At 41.7% G+C, this 17,981-nt stretch carries 16 protein-coding genes; 12 read left to right on the plus strand and 4 right to left on the minus strand.

Translation table 11 applies throughout. The features are described 5' to 3' along the window. The first annotated feature begins 17 nt into the window (after nucleotides 1–17). The 7 genes from C0V77_RS05120 to dapA all read left to right on the plus strand — a co-directional run bounded on the left by C0V77_RS05120 (nucleotide 18) and on the right by dapA (nucleotide 10,361). On the plus strand, nucleotides 18–1,931 hold the full coding sequence (locus C0V77_RS05120) for a glycoside hydrolase family 88 protein (RefSeq protein ID WP_101725255.1): 1,914 nt from the start codon (nucleotides 18–20) through the stop codon (nucleotides 1,929–1,931). A 301-nt stretch (nucleotides 1,932–2,232) separates the two neighbouring features. Beyond that, a complete protein-coding gene (gene uxaC, locus C0V77_RS05125) occupies nucleotides 2,233–3,633 on the plus strand; it encodes a glucuronate isomerase (protein WP_101725256.1) in 1,401 nt (466 codons plus the stop codon). A gap of 11 nt (nucleotides 3,634–3,644) precedes the next feature. Beyond that, on the plus strand, nucleotides 3,645–6,176 hold the full coding sequence (locus tag C0V77_RS05130) for a glycosyl hydrolase (RefSeq protein ID WP_101725257.1): 2,532 nt from the start codon (nucleotides 3,645–3,647) through the stop codon (nucleotides 6,174–6,176). A gap of 59 nt (nucleotides 6,177–6,235) precedes the next feature. Next, complete coding sequence (locus C0V77_RS05135; protein ID WP_101725258.1) at nucleotides 6,236–7,531, plus strand: MFS transporter; 1,296 nt, start codon at nucleotides 6,236–6,238, stop codon at nucleotides 7,529–7,531. A gap of 25 nt (nucleotides 7,532–7,556) precedes the next feature. Then, the gene (locus C0V77_RS05140; protein WP_101725259.1) at nucleotides 7,557–7,997 is read left to right on the plus strand and encodes a nuclear transport factor 2 family protein; all 441 of its coding nucleotides are present in this window, start codon (nucleotides 7,557–7,559) and stop codon (nucleotides 7,995–7,997) included. 99 nt (nucleotides 7,998–8,096) lie between these two features. After that, complete coding sequence (locus C0V77_RS05145) at nucleotides 8,097–9,371, plus strand: serine hydrolase (RefSeq protein WP_101725260.1); 1,275 nt, start codon at nucleotides 8,097–8,099, stop codon at nucleotides 9,369–9,371. 105 nt (nucleotides 9,372–9,476) lie between these two features. Continuing rightward, nucleotides 9,477–10,361, plus strand: coding sequence for a 4-hydroxy-tetrahydrodipicolinate synthase (gene dapA, locus C0V77_RS05150; protein WP_101725261.1), 885 nt, complete (start codon nucleotides 9,477–9,479; stop codon nucleotides 10,359–10,361). Nucleotides 10,362–10,374: 13 nt separating this feature from the next. Here dapA and C0V77_RS05155 read toward each other — a convergent pair whose 3' ends face one another. Further along, nucleotides 10,375–11,292 (minus strand): YihY/virulence factor BrkB family protein, encoded by a 918-nt coding sequence (locus C0V77_RS05155; RefSeq protein ID WP_101725262.1) that lies wholly within the window; start codon nucleotides 11,290–11,292, stop codon nucleotides 10,375–10,377. 171 nt (nucleotides 11,293–11,463) lie between these two features. Here C0V77_RS05155 and C0V77_RS05160 point away from each other — a divergent pair, with 171 nt between their 5' ends. Continuing rightward, nucleotides 11,464–13,026 carry a bifunctional response regulator/alkaline phosphatase family protein gene (locus C0V77_RS05160; RefSeq protein ID WP_101725263.1) on the plus strand — a complete coding sequence of 521 codons (1,563 nt, stop codon included), beginning with the start codon at nucleotides 11,464–11,466 and terminating at the stop codon, nucleotides 13,024–13,026. Nucleotides 13,027–13,034: 8 nt separating this feature from the next. Then, nucleotides 13,035–13,739, plus strand: coding sequence for a hypothetical protein (locus C0V77_RS05165; protein ID WP_101725264.1), 705 nt, complete (start codon nucleotides 13,035–13,037; stop codon nucleotides 13,737–13,739). On the opposite strand, the gene C0V77_RS05170 is transcribed toward C0V77_RS05165, so the two are convergent. Together C0V77_RS05170 and fsa are read right to left on the minus strand one after the other, a co-directional pair. Further along, entirely contained in the window at nucleotides 13,736–14,416 is a 681-nt protein-coding gene (locus tag C0V77_RS05170; protein ID WP_101725496.1) for a cell division ATP-binding protein FtsE, read from the minus strand. The two genes, C0V77_RS05165 and C0V77_RS05170, sit on opposite strands and share 4 nt — an antisense overlap. An 84-nt stretch (nucleotides 14,417–14,500) precedes the next feature. Beyond that, nucleotides 14,501–15,160 carry a fructose-6-phosphate aldolase gene (fsa, locus tag C0V77_RS05175; RefSeq protein ID WP_101725265.1) on the minus strand — a complete coding sequence of 220 codons (660 nt, stop codon included), beginning with the start codon at nucleotides 15,158–15,160 and terminating at the stop codon, nucleotides 14,501–14,503. A gap of 73 nt (nucleotides 15,161–15,233) precedes the next feature. Between fsa and C0V77_RS05180 the strand changes: the two genes are divergently transcribed. Together C0V77_RS05180 and C0V77_RS05185 are read left to right on the plus strand one after the other, a co-directional pair. Further along, nucleotides 15,234–15,458, plus strand: coding sequence for a hypothetical protein (locus tag C0V77_RS05180; protein ID WP_101725266.1), 225 nt, complete (start codon nucleotides 15,234–15,236; stop codon nucleotides 15,456–15,458). Between the two features lie 200 nt (nucleotides 15,459–15,658). Then, the gene (locus tag C0V77_RS05185; protein ID WP_101725267.1) at nucleotides 15,659–16,009 is read left to right on the plus strand and encodes a transmembrane 220 family protein; all 351 of its coding nucleotides are present in this window, start codon (nucleotides 15,659–15,661) and stop codon (nucleotides 16,007–16,009) included. 51 nt (nucleotides 16,010–16,060) lie between these two features. On the opposite strand, the gene kdsB is transcribed toward C0V77_RS05185, so the two are convergent. Then, entirely contained in the window at nucleotides 16,061–16,795 is a 735-nt protein-coding gene (gene kdsB / locus C0V77_RS05190) for a 3-deoxy-manno-octulosonate cytidylyltransferase (protein ID WP_101725268.1), read from the minus strand. A gap of 107 nt (nucleotides 16,796–16,902) precedes the next feature. On the opposite strand from kdsB, the gene C0V77_RS05195 reads away from it, so the two are divergent. After that, nucleotides 16,903–17,964, plus strand: a complete 1,062-nt coding sequence (locus tag C0V77_RS05195; protein WP_101725269.1) for a LysM peptidoglycan-binding domain-containing protein — start codon at nucleotides 16,903–16,905, stop codon at nucleotides 17,962–17,964. Nucleotides 17,965–17,981 lie beyond the last annotated feature (17 nt).

Here is a 17,981-nt window from a genome sequence, read left to right on the forward strand (position 1 = left end):
TTATTAAATATTTCATTATGATTGCTAAAAAACTGATTGTTATTTTTCTGTTCGGCTGCATTGGCAGTTTCGCACAAAAACCCTATTCGGTTCAAATGGCTGAGTCGTTCATGAACTGGCATAAAGACTCCATTACCGTAAAACCTAATAAACCGGCTGCCTGGGATTACGAGCAGGGGCTGGCGCTGAAAGCACTGGAAAAGGTCTGGTACAGAACAGGAGACGGAAAATATTTTGAGTACATCAGAAAAGATATTGACCGCTACGTGCAGAAAGACGGCAGCATCAGAACTTATGCTTATAATGATTTTAATCTGGACAATATCCCTACCGGAAGAGCGCTGTTGATGCTGGCGCAACAAACACAGCCTGATAAAGAGAAATACATCAAAGCCGCCCATTTACTGTGGAAGCAGATAGAGAACCAGCCCAAAACCAAAGAGGGTGGCTACTGGCACAAGCAAAGGTACCCCTACCAGATGTGGCTTGACGGCCTTTTTATGTGCGAGCCTTTTGCGGCTGAATACAGCAGGCTTTTCAACAAGCCTGAGCATTTTGATGACATTGCCAGACAGTTTGCCCTGATTGAAAAATATGCAGTAGATGAACAGACCGGCCTGGTGTATCATGGCTACGACGAAAGCCGTGAACAGAAATGGGCAGATAAAAAAACAGGGCTTTCGCCGCATTTCTGGAGCCGTGCCATTGGCTGGTATGCAATGGCATTGGTTGATGTTCTGGATTTTTTCCCGGAATATCACCCGGAAAAAGCTAATCTTATCAAATATCTGCAACGCCTGGCACCTGCCTTGGTAAAATATCAAAATGCCCAGTCTGGTGTCTGGTATCAGATGACCACTCAGGGCAACCGTAAAGGTAATTACTTTGAGGCGTCTGCATCTTGTATGTTTGTGTATGCTTTAGCAAAAGGGGTTCGTCAGGGGTATCTGGATGCCCGGTATCTGTCGGCCGCCAGAAAAGGCTACGCCGGTATACTGAAAGAATTTGTTGAGAAAGAAAAAGACGGAACAATCAGCCTTAACAAAACCGTAAGTGTTGGTGGCCTGGGTGGCAACCCGTATCGTGATGGTTCGTACGAATATTATCTGAGCGAACCTATCCGCAAGAACGATTTGAAAGGGGTCGGCCCGTTTATCTTTGCCAGCGTTGAAATTGAAATTGCCAACGAAAACACTTTGGGCAAAGGCAAAGTAGTGGCTGTAGACGGGCATTTCAATAATGAATTCAGAAAAGACCTGAATGGTAATCAGGAGAATTTCCATTATACGTGGGACGACCGCATGCACTCTGGCTTCTGGCTCTGGGGTAATATCTTTAACGAGTTAGGCGCCAGAACAACCACAATTAAACAAGCGCCAACTGCTGCAAACCTGAAAGGCGTAAGTGTTTACATTATAGTTGACCCAGACACAAAAAAGGAAACAGCAAAGCCTGCTTTTATTCAGGCAGATGATATTAAACAGATTAGTAACTGGGTTAAAAACGGTGGGGTGCTTGTGATGATGGCTAATGACACCGCCAATTGTGAACATAAGAACCTTAATCTGTTGGCCAAAGAATTTGGCATTCAGTTTCTTCCCAAAAACATCAACATGGTGCAAGGGACAAAATGGGAACAAGGCCGTTTAGACATACCGGCGGGGAATCCCGTTTTTAAAAGCACTCAGGCGGTTTATATTAAAGAACTATCGCCATTGGCTTTGAGTACCCCTGCCAAATCTGTACTGACTGATAAAGGTGAAATAATTATTGCAACAGCAAAAGTAGGTAAAGGAACCGTGTTTGCAGTGGGCGACCCCTGGCTGTACAATGAATACACTGATGGCCGCCGCATACCGCTTGTTTATCAGAATTTTAACGCCGCTAAAGATTTAGCCACCTGGTTGTTACAGCAAAGCGCTAAAAAGTGATTGTGAGCAATTAATTAATGATTTTTTCACCCTGTACATTCTTCAGTCGGCATTTGCGTATTAAAGATACCTTTGTTTAAATAGCCACCGACTTCTGTCGGTTATTCGTCGCGGATAGCATATTATTGATTCAATCTCATTAATCACTTGTCAAAATAGTATTAAAAAAAGAAAAATTAGGGCAGAATAAATTAGTTAAAACTAAATAGTTTTGCTGAATCATAATTGAAAAACTTATTGCGACACAACTCTTAAAATGAGTATCCTTGTGTCAATTTCCAAATCTTAGACTTTGAGAAGCATGAAACCGTTTTTAGACGAAGATTTTTTGTTGCAAACCAAAACCGCACGCACGCTTTACCACGAGTTTGCGAAAAATATGCCCATCATTGATTACCACAATCACTTACCACCAGACCAGATTGTGGCCGATAAAGTGTTTAACAACCTAACCGAAATATGGCTTTATGGCGACCACTACAAGTGGCGCGCCATGCGCACCAATGGTATTAGTGAAAAATATTGTACCGGGGATGCGTCTGACTACGAAAAGTTTGAAAAATGGGCAGAAACCGTGCCTTATACCATGCGTAATCCGCTGTATCACTGGACACACCTTGAGCTTCAGCGGTACTTTGGTATTCAGGATGTTTTAAACCCTCAGACAGCTAAGAAGATTTACGATATTGCTTCCGAGAAAATCAGTTCGCCGGAGTTTTCGGTGAGAAATCTGCTGCGTAAAATGAATGTAAAAGTGGTTTGCACAACCGACGACCCGCTGGATACATTAGAATATCATAAGCAATTAAGAGATGCTGGTGATTTTGAAGTTAAAATGCTGCCGGCCTTCAGACCGGATAAATTTATATTGATTGATAACCCGAATTTCGCGACCTATATTCAGAAACTGGGTGCTATTGTCAATTTTGACATACTGTCATTTGAAGATTTGCTAAAGGCGCTTCGCCAGCGTGCCGATTTCTTCGCGTCGCAGGGAGGGCAAATTTCAGACCATGGGCTGGAACAAATTTATGCCGCCGACTTTACCCCTGAAACCGCAGACAGCGCCTTTAAAAATGCCATAGCAGGCAAAACGCTTTCAGAAACCGAAGCAGTTGTATTCAAATCAGCTATTCTGCATGAATTAGGTAAATTGTACGCCGAATTGGGCTGGACACAGCAGTTCCATCTGGGTGCATTGCGTAACAACAACAAACGTGCTATGCGCGTGTTGGGTCCTGATACTGGTTGGGATTCTATTGGAGACTGGTCGCAGGCGGCAGCTTTGTCTAAGTTTTTAGGCAAGCTGGATGAATACGATCAACTGGCTAAAACCATAATCTATAACCTGAACCCTGCTGATAATGAACTGATAGCCACAATGGTGGGCAATTTTAATGATGGCTCAATGGCAGGTAAAGTGCAGTTTGGTTCAGGCTGGTGGTTTCTTGACCAGAAAGACGGCATGGAAAAACAAATCAATGCATTGTCGAACATGGGCTTATTGAGCCGCTTTGTAGGTATGCTGACAGACTCACGCAGTTTCCTTTCATTCCCCCGCCATGAGTATTTCCGTCGTATTCTTTGCAATATTTATGGCAATGATATCGAAAACGGAGAATTACCAAACGACATAGCCTGGGTTGGTGAAACTGTGCAAAACATTTGCTACAATAACGCCAAAAACTACTTTGGCTGGTAAAAAGAGCCCTCATGAAACGCTTTGTTATTCTTTTACTACTGATAACCTCTCAGGTGTCGGCGCAGGTATCTACCACCAAGCCCTGGGCTTACTGGTGGTGGATGGGCAGCGCCGTTACCAAAGACGGCATCAGTCAGAATCTGAAAGAATATGCCCAGGCTGGTTTCGGTGGTATGCACATCATACCCATTTATGGCGTAAAGGGCGAAGAAAACAAATTTCTGCCGTTTTTATCACAAGAATGGCTGGAAATGCTTGATTTCACACTAAAGGAAGCAAAAAAAAATAATCTGGGTATTGACCTGACACTTGGTACAGGCTGGCCATTTGGTGGCAAAAGCGTTTCAACAGCAGATGCCGCTCAGGCATTCAGGGTAACGGAACACAACGGCCAATATATGCTTACCTTTGCTCCTACTAATCAGAAAGTAAAGCGAGCGGCCCCGGGTGGAGAAGGGTTGGTACTTGACCCATTCAATAAAGCAGCCTTAGAGCGTTATTTGCAAACATTTCAGGATGCCTTCGGACAAAAGGACTATCCTGTCCGTGCGTTTTATAATGATTCTTACGAGGTTTACGGCGCTAACTGGACTGCCAATTTCTTTCAGCGATTCAAGGATTTAAGAGGCTATGAATTGCAACAACACCTGGACGTATTGGCTAAAGAAAAAGCAGAGAGCCAACGCGAAAAACTGATATGGGGCGACTACAACGAAACCCTTTCTGATATTCTGCGTGACGATTTCACCAAAACCTGGACGGGCTGGTCGAAAAAACAAGGGAAACTAACCCGTAATGAAGCCCATGGTTCGCCCGCCAATATTCTTGACCTATATGCCCTTGCTGATATTCCTGAATCAGAGTTCTTCGGCAGTAAACCTTATGATATTCCACTTTCAAGGATAGACCCCGACTACGAAGAAAAACGTTTTGGTGTACCAGATGCACTGGTGCTGAAACTGGCATCTTCTGTGGCGCATGTAACGGGTAAAAAACTGGTGAGTTCAGAGACAGCTACGTGGCTGGGTAATCATTTCAAGGTATCTTTATCGCAGGTAAAACCTATTATTGATGAGTCATTCATTGGTGGAATAAACCACATTTTTTATCATGGCCTCCCCTATTCGCCACCCAATGAGCCTTTTCCGGGTTGGTTGTTTTATGCTTCTACCAATTTCAATCAGCAAAGTCATTTCTGGGATTACCTCCCCGAGTTGAATAATTATATAGCCCGCTGTCAGGAAAAGCTGCAAAACAGCAAGCCAGACAATGACATTCTGATGTATTTTCCCATCTATGACCTTTGGCAGTCGGTGGGTAATAAAGCCAAAACCCATGCCATTGATGTACACGCCATTATGAAAGACGGTATGCTTAAATCAGCTTTTGGCGATGCCTGCAAAACGCTTATGGCCAATGGTTTCAGCTTTGATTTCATCTCTGATTTACAACTGAAAAACTCTCAGATAAACAACAAGCAATTAGTTACGCAAGGCAAACACGCTTATAAAGCTATTGTTGTGCCTCCGGTTCAGTATATACCTCTGGCAACGCTGGCCTATCTTGAAAAATGCAAAAAGGCGGGCATATCAGTATTTTTCATTAATCATTTACCAACCACGGCTACAGGTTTTAAAGATTGGGATAAGCATCAGAAGCTATTTGAACAACTGTTACCGACATTCAGCTATTCAGTTAGTTCAGATATTATTTCAAGCCTGCAAACGGCTAAAATCAGAAAAGAAAAACTTTCAGAAGCTGGGCTTTCATTCATCCGCAAAAAAAACATCAACGGAACCTTGTACTTTGTAAGTAATCTGGGCAATCAATTCAGGCAGGGAACGATTCAGTTAGCCGCTACCGGCCGGGCTGTCAGAATCTACGATGCGCTACATCAGAAAAGCGGGTTGGTTAGTTTTAAAAGAATTGCTTCTGATCTTTTAGAAATACCAATTACGCTTTATGGCGGCCAAAGTATATTCATTGAGGTATTGAACCACAAACCTGCCAATGAAAAAGCCTTTGAGATGAAAAAGCCAGGAAAAACGATACCCTTAAAAGGCAGGTGGAAAGTGGATTTTATAAAAGGGCAGCCGTTTATTCCTAATTCATTTCAGACAGACACCTTGCAGTCGTGGGAAAATCTGAGCGACTCAACCGCTCAGTACTTCAGCGGAACTGCACGTTACCATTTAACTTTCAGCCTCGACAAATCAGAAATTAAAAACAGCTGGATCGATTTAGGCGACGTACGCGAAATGGCCTCCGTAAAACTCAATGGTAAAGACCTGGGCAAATACTGGTCATTACCTTTCAGAATTCCGGTTGCGGCCGATAATCTGAGTACAACCAATAAACTGGAAATAGAAGTTACCAATTTATCAGCCAACCGGATTAGGTATTTAGATAAAACAGGAGTAAATTGGAAGAAATTTTATGATACCAATATGGTAGACATTAAATATCAACCCTTTAACGCTGCCGAATGGAAGCCTGTTACCTCAGGATTACTTGGCCCCATACGGCTTATTTCTGAACAATAAATCCATCACAGAAAGAGAGTACCTCTTTCGTTAACCTAAAAAAATTCAACCCTTTATCTATGGAAAAAATCGGAAAGTATCGTTGGACCATCTGTAGTCTTCTTTTTCTTGCCACGACAATTAATTATCTCGACCGGAACGTTATCAGCTACCTGAAGCCCTACCTGGCAGATGCTTTTAACTGGACACCCGAACAAGAAGTAATTGACTATTCTAATATTGAAATCGCTTTCAAGTTAGCCTATGCTTTCGGGATGTTCTTTGCCGGAGGCTTCATTGATAAGTTCGGCACAAAAATCGGCTATGCCATTGCCACAGGTTTATGGAGCTTGGCAGCAGTAGCGCATGCTTTTTGTACCGGCACACTGGGCTTTATTATTGCCCGTGTTTTTCTTGGCGTTACAGAGGCTGGCAACTTCCCGGCTGCTATTAAATCGGTAGCTGAGTGGTTTCCTCAAAAAGAAAGAGCTTTGGCCACAGGTTTTTTCAACTCAGGCACTAACATCGGGGCTATTATTGTGCCGCTTTCGGTGCCTTTAATCGCCCAAAACTGGGGCTGGCAATGGGCGTTCATTCTTACGGGCCTTATAGGCTTCATCTGGCTTATTTTATGGTTTATCTACTACGAGGTACCCCAAAAACAGAAGCGTTTATCAGCAGCCGAATTTGAATATATCAATTCAGATAAATCAGAACCTGTGTCTGAAGAACGAGTACCCTGGTCTACGCTGCTAAAATTTCCACAAACCTGGGCTTTTGCCATTGGCAAGTTTCTCACTGACCCTGTGTGGTGGTTTTATCTTTTCTGGCTACCTGATTTCCTGATGAAACAATATAACCTGACATCAACTGAAATCGTCTGGCCGTCAGCATTGGTTTATGTCATTGGCAGTATTGGCAGTATCTTTGGCGGTTGGTTACCTATGAACCTTATAAACAGAAACTGGCCTGCCTTTAAGGCACGTAAAACCAGTATGTTAATATATGCCTTTGCAGTATTGCCGGTGCTATTTGCCCAGTATTTAGGTGCCATTAATATGTGGCTGGCGGTATTGGTAATTGGTATTGCGGCATCTGCACACCAGGCCTGGAGCGCCAATATCTTTACAACCGTTTCTGATATGTTCCCTAAAAAAGCTACCGGCTCGGTTACCGGCATTGGCGGTATGTTTGGTGGCTTGGGAGGTATATTACTTACATGGTTGGTACAGAAAAACATGTTTGTGTACTACACTAAAATAGGACAGATACAAACCGGATATTTTATAATGTTTTGTATTTGCGGCGCAGCCTATCTGTTGGCCTGGTTAATTATGCATGTACTGGTACCCAAAATGAAAAAGGTAGAACTATAAATATTCAACCGATATACTATTTACTATGAAAAAATTAATTGCATTTGGTATTTTTCTGACTATCAGTCATTTGTCTATCGGGCAAGACGTTAAATCAATAATCGAAGACCTTGAGAAAAAGCGCTTTGCCGCACAGGTTTCAAAAGATGCCGGTTTTCTCAACAAAGTTTTTGCCGATGATTTGATCTACGTGCATTCAAACGGCAAGATGGATAACAAAGAAGCCTATATTGCCTCGGTTCTTAATGGTGGCAGCGTTTACTCTAAAATAGATATTGAGAACATCTCTATCAGAGTATATAACAATAATCAGACAGCCGTGGTCAATGGCAGAATACTGGTTACCCAGCCCCCTGTTGATGGCAAACCTACTCTGCTGCCGTTGCAATACCTTGTTGTGTATGTAAAAGACAAGAAAAACGGCTGGCAGTTAAACTCATGGCAGTCGTTGAAACGACCTAACTGATTTTCTATATCATATTCTGAAAGAATGGTTTAACCGTTGTGCCATACACAATGGCTGGACCATTCTTCTCTGTTTAGTCCATTTGCAAGCTTTACACCAATGAAAAAAAGACTACTCCTGCCGGGATACTTTTTGCTAACTGTACTGACGGCTATTTATGCGCAGAAACCACAGACACTTACACCAGCCAAAACACCTGAAGAAGTTGGTTTCTCAACCGAAAAATTAAAAAAACTTGATGCCCATTTTCAGGAACTTGTCGATAAGGGCATCACACCAAATGCAGTTATGCTGGTTGCCAGAAAAGGCAAAATAGTGCATGAGAAAGCTTTTGGCTTTAGCAACCTGGAAACGAAGACACCACTTAAGAAAGATGATATTTTCAGAATTGCCTCACAATCAAAACTCATCACGACCATTGGGCTAATGATGCTGTTTGAAGAAGGCAGATTCTTTCTGGATGAACCCGTCTCAAAATACATACCCTCGTTTAAGAATACGAGTGTTCTTGTAAGTTATGAAGAAAAAGACCGTAGCAAGTATATTACCCGTCCGGCCAAATCAGCTATTACTATCAGGCATTTACTGAGCCATTCGGCAGGAATACCCTATGAGCACCCATTACAGGAGTTACCCGAATTCAAGGTTCCTTTCTTTTGCTCGGTAGAGAAAGATTTACTGAAAGATGTAGTTGACAGAATAGCGGCACGTCCTTTGCTTTCAGACCCCGGCACGCAATTTACCTACGGGCTGAACACTGATGTTGTCGGTAGGTTAATAGAGGTGCTTTCAGGTATGCCATTTGACCAATACCTGCATAAAAAAGTACTAGGCCCGTTAGGCATGACGGATACCTACTTTTACCTGCCTGCAGAAAAAGCCAGCCGATTAGTTGAGCTTTACTCTAAGCCTGACACTGGGGCAAAACTTAGTTTGCACACGAACGAAACCTACAGAAATTTTGCCGTCAGTGGTCAAAGAACCTACTTTTCAGGCGGCGCAGGTTTGGTAAGTACTATTCAGGACTACGCAAAGATTTGCCAGTTTATTCTTAACAAAGGTGAGTTTAACGGTAAAAGGCTGCTGAGCAGAAGCACAGTTGACCTAATGAGCAGGAACCAGATAGATAAAAGCTTTGTGTGGGACAGGCAGGATAAATTCGGTTTAGGATTACAGATTATCACGCCGGAGTCTCATTATGGCGATAACGCCACACCCGGCGCACTTACCTGGGGAGGTATGTACTGTTCAGAATATACGATTGACCCAAAAGAAGATCTGATGCTGCTGGTATTTACTAACGTTCATCCCTACGCGCATTATTCAGCGTTTGTACGTAATTTCAGAATTCTGGTTTATCAGGCACTTTTATAATTTTATCGGGCAAAGTACTGAGAAACGATTTTGCAAATCGTTTCTCAAAGTCCGATTTTCTGACGAACTTTGCCCGACAAGACAATATTATTTTTACAGCAAAAAATGGCACATCCGTTAGAAGGAGTAGGTGTAGCTTTAATAACACCATTTGACAGGCACCACGAAGTTGATTATGATGCTTACGTAAGGCTGCTGGAATTTACAAGTGCAGGCGCAGTAGATTATTTCGTTGTGCAAGGCACAACCGGAGAGACCTCTACCACAACTGCTGAAGAAAAAGCCCAGTTATTAAAGCTTGCCAAGGAAAACAACCCAAGAAACCTGCCCATTGTGTATGGCTTGGGCGGAAATAATACAAGAACCGTTTTAGAGACTATCAAAACAACTGATTTAAGTGGTGTTTCGGCCATTTTATCGGTTTGCCCTTATTACAATAAGCCTTCGCAGGCTGGGCTGATTGCCCATTTTACTGCCATAGCTGATGCATCGCCGGTACCGGTGTTGCTTTACAATGTTCCCGGCCGCACGGTTATTCATTTGCAGGTTTCTACTGTAGCTGAATTGGCTAAACATCCTAACATTATTGGTATAAAAGATGCCAGCACTATTGAAAACGCCCTTGAACTAGCCACGCGTTGTCCTGAGGATTTCTTATTATTGTCAGGTGACGACAATCTCGTGACATCCTCAATCAGCATTGGTTTCAAAGGTGTAATCTCGGTTATTGCCAATGCATTCCCGAAAGAGTTTGGAGAAATGACATGGGCTGCTTTAAATGGAGACTTTAAAAAAGCCGCCGATTTGCAAAGACGCTTTTTAGATTTCGACACCCTGCTTTACGTGGAGTCGAACCCGGTGGGTATTAAAAAATGTCTGGAGATTAAAGGAGTTTGCAGCTCAGAAGTACGCCTGCCATTGGTAAAAGCTTCGGCAGAGTTAGGCGCCAAACTTGAAAAAGCCATGATTAACGAGGGCTTCTGGCAATAAGATATTTCATTTGTTATTCTTCTGAAGGTGGGGTTTCCCCACCTTTTTCTTTTCTGGAAAAATACAGGGCGTCGCGCATGGATAAGTTTATTTCAAATCCAAGTACCAGGATAAGAGAAATAAGATACAGCCAAACCATAAGCGCAATAAAAGTACCAATAGACCCATACAATTTATTGTAGGAGTTGAAGTTAGCCAGATAATAAGAAAAAAGATTAGTGGCCAGAATGCCCAAAACCGAGGCAATAAATGCCCCGATGTTAAAGAATTTCAAGCGTTTATGCACAGCCGGGGCAAAAAAATAAATAACGCATATACCCAGGTAAAAAATCAGGAAGATTCCACCATACCTGACAATCTGCAACAGATAAAAAGTAAAGTTTTCGTTCAGAATCGCTTTTTCAAATAAAAAGTCCAGAATAATTCGGCCTACAATCAACACAACAATAGCACAAACCAGTACTATAAAAAGTAGCATAGTAAGAAAAAGCGCTATCAGCCTTGCCTTGAGGTAGCTGCGTTTTTCTTTTACATGCAGCGCCATATTAAATGCCCGCATCAGGGCCATCATACCATTGGTGGCCGCAAAAACCGTAAAGAAAAACCCGAATGACAGGATATCGCTCCGTTTTCGGCTTACAATTTCAAGAATAGTAAAAGACGTGCTTTCATAAATTCCCTGAGGCATTACGTCTCTCAGGAAATCCATAATCAAACGGTCGAGGTGGTTAATCGGAATATAAGGAATAAGCGTAAAAAGGAAGATTATGCCCGGAAAAACCGCCAGCAAAAAACTGTATGATACTGACGCTGCCCGTTGATCAATATCAAAGGTTATAATTTTTTTCCAGAGAATTACCAACAAATGATACAATGAAACGGTTGTGTTCCATAGATAGATACGCTCAAGAAATTGCCGGATTCGCTTCAAATTAAAAATACATTAGACTTTGTTTGCAAAAATACAAATTAACTTGGTTTTCATGAATTTTACCGATATTGCACCAGCGCTAATTAAGAAAATTTAAATTTACGTATAAGCAATAAAAGCAGGGTTTTGCCATTTTAACAATACACAATTTTTTAAACAACAGATAATTATATGCGATACAACATATTGTGGGCCGACGATGAAATTGATTTATTAAAACCATATATTATATTTTTACAGGGAAAAGGCTACGACGTAACCCCCGTACCAAGTGGGGCCGATGCCATTGACAAAGTGGAAACCGAGCGTTTTGACATTGTTTTTCTGGACGAAATGATGCCCGGTATGACAGGCCTTGAAACGCTGGCGCAGATAAAGGTAATTAAACCTAACTTACCGGTGGTGATGATTACCAAGTCTGAAGAAGAGCGGATAATGGAAGATGCCATCGGCTCGAACATTGCCGATTACCTGATTAAACCACTAAACCCCAACCAGATTCTTCTTTCTGTAAAAAAAATACTTGATAACAAAAGGCTGATATCAGAAAAAACCAATCTGGGGTATCAGCAAGATTTCAGAAATCTGGCTATGCAGTATAACGACCGCATCGGGCATCAGGAATGGGCAGAAATCTATAAAAAACTGATATATTGGGAATTACAATTGGATAAGTCGGAAGATAAAAGCATGGAAGAAGTTTTTGAAATGCAAAAATCTGAGGCCAACTCAAACTTCTGTAAATTTATTGAAGAAAACTATGAAGACTGGCTGAACGACCCCAAAGTTGAAAAACCGCTGCTTTCGCACCAGCTGATGAAGAAAAAAGTATTCCCTCTGGTGCAAACCAGCTCTCCGTTGTTTTTTCTGCTGATTGATAACCTGAGATACGACCAGTGGAAAGTACTTGAAGAAGTTATAAGCGATTACTTTAATGTGGAAGAAGAAAGCGATTATTACGCTATTCTGCCAACGGCTACTTCTTATGCCCGTAATGCTATTTTTTCGGGTCTTATGCCTTCAGACATGGCACGCCAGCACCCTGACTTATGGGTGAACGATGAAGGTGAGAACGAAGATGCACTTAACAACAACGAGGCCGAGTTTTTAAAACGCCAGATTGACAAAAGCAGGCTCAATATCAGCTTTTCTTACCATAAGATTCTGAACATCAATCAGGGCAAAAGCCTTGTAGATAATTTCAATAATTTATTGAAAAACCAGTTGATTGCCATTGTTTATAATTTTGTAGATATGTTATCGCATGCCCGCACCGAAATGGGCATGATAAAAGAACTGGCCCCAGACGAATCGGCTTACCGTTCTATCACGCGGTCATGGATTGAACACTCACCACTGCTTGACTTGCTGAAAAAAATTGCCGAGAAAAAAGGCAGGCTGGTTATTACTACCGACCATGGCATGATACGTGTGCGACATCCGAAAAGAATTGTGGGCGACAGAAACGTGAATACAAACCTGCGATACAAACAAGGAAAAAATCTGAACCTGGATGATAAAAGCGACCATGTGCTGGTTGTTAGAAAGCCCGAGCTGTTTATGTTGCCTAAGCCCAATGTATCAACAGCCTATTTCTTTACAATGGAAGACTATTTCTTTGCGTATCCTAACAATTATAACCATTACGTAAGCCATTATAAGGATACTTTCCAGCATGGGGGTGTCTCGATAGAAGAAATGATAGTTCCGTTTGCATATCTGACAGCCAAATAGTGAGTTTCATGAGAATTTTACTTGGTTTTATATTCTGCCTGATAGTTACAAAGGCTGTTGCGCAAACGCAACAGCCTAAATACATTGAAGATAAGTACTCTTACTTCTTTAACCTTACATTGGGTAATGCGCTGGGCGATTACAGAACAGTTCTGAAGGAAGGAAATAAATCAGGAGGCAAATTCGGTGTTTCTGCAGGCATTCTGCTTAACCCATACGGCAGAAAAAAAGCCTCGCCTGTTTTTTATGGCCTTGAGGGGGGCATACAGGCAGACGGCAAAGAATATCCCATAACAAGCTATAACGGCGACTTCCGAGTTACCAATACTTCTTTCTTTCTTAACGGAATAGCCCGCTACAGGCCAATTTTGTGGAGTTCTAAATTTAATCCTTATGCCGATGCATTTGCAGGTGCAAAACTGATTCAGACGGGTCTGGTTGAACAGTTGAATGAAGATGAATCGGAAACGCTGAAAAGATGGACCAAAGTAACACCTAATTACGGTATTGGTGTGGGTGTAGGTATCAAACTGTTCGGCGCTATGAAAAACAGTTATCTTGATATTGGCATTTATTACCAGCAGGCAGATGCCACTAAAATTGTAAAGCCTAATTCGGTAGAGATTGACAATAACTTTGAGTATAAAAGCAAACAGATTTTAACTACCACCAATCAGTTATTGATTAAAATAGGCATTACCGGTTTTAACTAAAGGCCATCTGAAAGGTCTGTTATATATCCTTTGTCGCAATAAAGTGTACGGCTCGGGAACCGCTCTATCAGTTCAAAGTTATGCGTAGCCATTAGCACGGCTGTTTTGGATTTCTCGTTGATATCCTTAAATAATTTCAGAATCTCAACAGACATCTCCGGGTCTAGGTTACCCGTAGGTTCATCAGCCAGTAATATCTGTGGGTGATTCAGCAATGCTCGGGCAATACCTACCCTCTGCTGCTCACCGCCAGACAACTGATGAGGCATTTTGGTAAGTATATTCTGGAGGTTCACAAGTTTTAAGGCCTCCTCAATTCTGTTTCTCATTTCATTTTTATCTTCCCACCCCATGGCTCTCAGATAAAAAACCAGGTTTTTTTCAATGTTTCTATCGCTCAACAACTGAAAATCCTGAAAAACAATACCGATATTTCTTCTTAAATACGGAACCTGCGCTCGTTTAATAGTATGCAGGTCATAACCGGCCACAATACCTGTTCCTTTTTCAAGCCATAAATCGGCATAAAGTGTTTTTAAAACTGAAGATTTTCCGCTCCCTGTACGGCCAATGAGAAAAACAAATTCGCCCTGATGGATAGTAAAGTTAACTGATGATAAAACCAGTTGCTCGCGCTGATAGATATAGGCGTTCCGTAGAGAAATAACGGGTTCCATATTTGTGAGGTAAGAATTAAAAGGCAACTGCCAGGCAGTTTTAAGCAATAAACGCAAAAACTGTCTGGCAGCGTATAAGAAATCTTATTTCTGATTTACTTTGGCGTGGTCGGCAAGAAACTTGGCAAGGCCACTATCAGTAAGCGGATGATTCAGCAAGGCAAGAATGGCAGAAAGCGGGCCTGTCATTACATCGGCACCTATTTTTGCGCATTGAATAATGTGCATAGGGTGGCGTACTGAAGCCGCAAGTATCTGGGTTTCGTATCCGTAGTTATCATATATCAGACGGATATCTTCAATCAGATTCATACCATCGGTTGAGATGTCGTCCAGACGCCCAACAAATGGCGAAACGTAAGTGGCTCCGGCCTTTGCAGCCAACAAGGCCTGTCCCGGCGAGAAAACAAGCGTACAATTGGTTTTAATACCTCTTTCAGAGAAGTATTTAATGGCCTTGATACCGTCTTTTATCATCGGTATTTTAACAACAATCTGCTCATCAATTTCGGCCAGTTCTTCACCCTCAACAATCATTTCTTCATATCTGGTCGAAATCACTTCAGCGCTTACGTCGCCATCAACAATGTCGCAAATGGCCTTGTAATGGCGCATTACGTTGTCTTTCCCTGCAATGCCTTCTTTGGCCATTAACGAAGGGTTAGTGGTTACACCATCAAGCACACCTAGATCCTGTGCTTCCTGTATTTCTTTAAGAGATGCGGTATCAATAAAAAATTTCATAATTCATCATAACCCCATATCCGGATAACGGATTATTTGTTAGGAACTCTCATGCCTTAGGGGAGTTAGTTACATGAAAGTAATAGATATTTTATTGAACAATTTGTATAAGCCAGAAACAAAAAAAGGCAAATTCACCGCTCAACCACAATACCCTTGCTTCGGTCAAGACCTGGGGGATTCAGCAGGAGCTGGTAATTTGCCGCTGCAAAGGTATGAAACTTTTTATGTTGCTACAAGTGGTTTTCAAAAAAAGCCGATTTCAGGCAGGTTGCATTATCTTTTGCACAGCCATTAACAACAAACAAATATAAACTAAAACTACTGATAATGAAGCATTAAAAAAATGTAATCAGGCCAATTTTAATGTTAATTAAATCCTGTAAATTTTAAAGATTTTTTTTCGGTAGAACGTACATAATTAGCTTTTAACTTGACAAAATGTATTTTTTTAGGTTGTTTTGACGTACCAATCCTAACCAAAAACTGATGCTAACGATGGCAAAAAAAATACTCCTCTGGATTTTCATGGCTATGTTTATTTATGCGGCCATTGTACAATATAACGACCCAGACCCTTATGTATGGGTACCGACCTACCTGATTCCGGTTTTTTTATGCTACCATAAAATGAAAGGCAAAGGCGAACCTATAATGTTTTTTACCATAGGTTTGCTATATCTGATGTGGGCAATTAACCAGTTTCCACCAGCTTGGGAAGGTGTAGTGCTTAATCAGATGGGTATGAAGACAATCAATATTGAGTTGGCAAGAGAGTCGCTAGGCCTGGGTATATGTACTTTGGCCATGTGGGTTTGTGCTTTGCTGAAACCTGAAGCGCAGATGTAATCCTTACTAAAAATTGAATGCGGCATTACTAATTGCCGCATTCAATTTTTTTTATTGTTTTATTCGTTCCAGGTCTTCTATGGTATCAATTCCTATACTTTCATAATTTGTTACAATGGCATATATTTTATAGCCAAACCCCAACCACCTGAGCTGCTCTAGTTTCTCGGTGTTTTCAAGCGGCGAAAGCGGTATGTGCGAAATCTGCTCTAACACATCGCTTCTGTAAGCATATATACCAATGTGCTTGTAAAAATCGGCGTGGTCAAGCCACTCATCCGGCTCAAAGCCTCTTACATAAGGCACAACCTGGCGGCTGAAATACAGGCACTGTTTTCTGATAGTAAGCACAGCTTTTACCACATTGGGGTCTCGAAGTGTTTCGTAGTCTTTTATCTTCTTAACGGCCGTGGCAATTTCAGTTTTAAAATCCAGCAGACCTGAAAGCTGGTCAATGGTTTCAGGGTCAATAAAAGGCTCATCGCCCTGGATATTAATGGCGTAGTCGTACCTGGCAACACCTCCGGCTTTTTCCAGTGCTTCAAAACATCTGTCGGTTCCTGTAGGGTGGTCACTTGATGTCATTATCGCGTCTCCACCAAACTCCAGAACATGATTCAGTATTCTTGAATCATCAGTTGCTACCACCACTCTTTGTAAACTCTTAGCTTTTAAGGCCTGCTCATACACCCTTTGAATCATGCTTTTACCGTTTATTTCAACGAGTGGTTTACCCGGAAAGCGGCTGGAAGCATATCGTGCCGGTATTATCCCAAGAATTTTCATAGGTCTCAATATTTTATTCGGGGCGAATTTACACGAAAAAAAAATTATATGCGTTAATCTCTCGCAGAATCATTAAATTTGCATAAAATTCAATCCGCTTGACTACGATGTTAAGATATTTTTTTACTATTGCTTTCCTGGTGCTTTATCTTACTGATACTTTTGGTAATTCACGAATATCCCCTCTTGATTCTCTTGGCATTGAGAAAAAGAACGGAAAAATATTTGTACTGCATAGAGTTGAACAAGGCGAAACGCTTTATTCGTTGCTTCGCAGATATGCTTCTACTGAAAAAGATTTTTTTGAAGCCAACCCCGAACTTAAAAAAAATGCCCAGGTAAATGCATTACAGATAATTTCTATTCCGGTACAGAGCAGGAATAAACCGGCTACTACCCATTCAAGAGTAATTGAGATTCAAGAGACCACATCTGACACTGCCAGACCCAAAAGCAGAATAGATGAAAACGGCATTGAAATTGTAGATGTGCCAGAGGCAACGCCCAAAGACACAGAAACTACTGTTGCAATAACCAAACCGGAACTAGCCCCCAAGCCTATTGACCCCAACGCAAAAACACACAAAGTAATGGCTGGCGAGGGTCTGTATGGCATTGCCAAAAAATATAATGTGAAGGTAGCCCAGATAAAAGAATGGAATAACCTGACATCTGACGGGCTAATGCTTGACCAGATATTAATTGTAGGAAAAATTACACCTGCGGCCAGAGAAGAGAAAAAAGAACCTATACAACCAAAAACTACTACTAATGCACCCACGGCATTGGCCGAAAAACCCAAAACTGTTGTTGCTCCCGCTGCAGATGAAGAGAAAAACAACCAGCAGGTAGTAACCAAACCTTTGGCCGGCGTAACACCAGGTGCAATACCCAATGCACCAACGGGCAAAAAATATTCAGAGCAGGGCATAGCAGAAATGATAGAAGCAGGTACGCACACCAATAAGTATCTGGCTTTGCATAGAACTGCTCCGGTGGGTACACTTATTAAAATAGAGAACGATGCCAACGGGCAAAGCGTTTGGGTAAAAGTTATTGGTAAATTAACCGGCCCCGGAGATGCAATCGTGAAGATTTCGCCAATGGCATTTCAAAAATTACAACCCAGAGACAAACGAATCCGTGCTTCTTTAAGTTATGCTTTATAAGAAGCACACCAATTTAT

This window comes from Emticicia sp. TH156 (assembly GCF_002855535.1).
GTDB classification, from domain to species: Bacteria; Bacteroidota; Bacteroidia; order Cytophagales; family Spirosomataceae; genus Emticicia; species Emticicia fluvialis.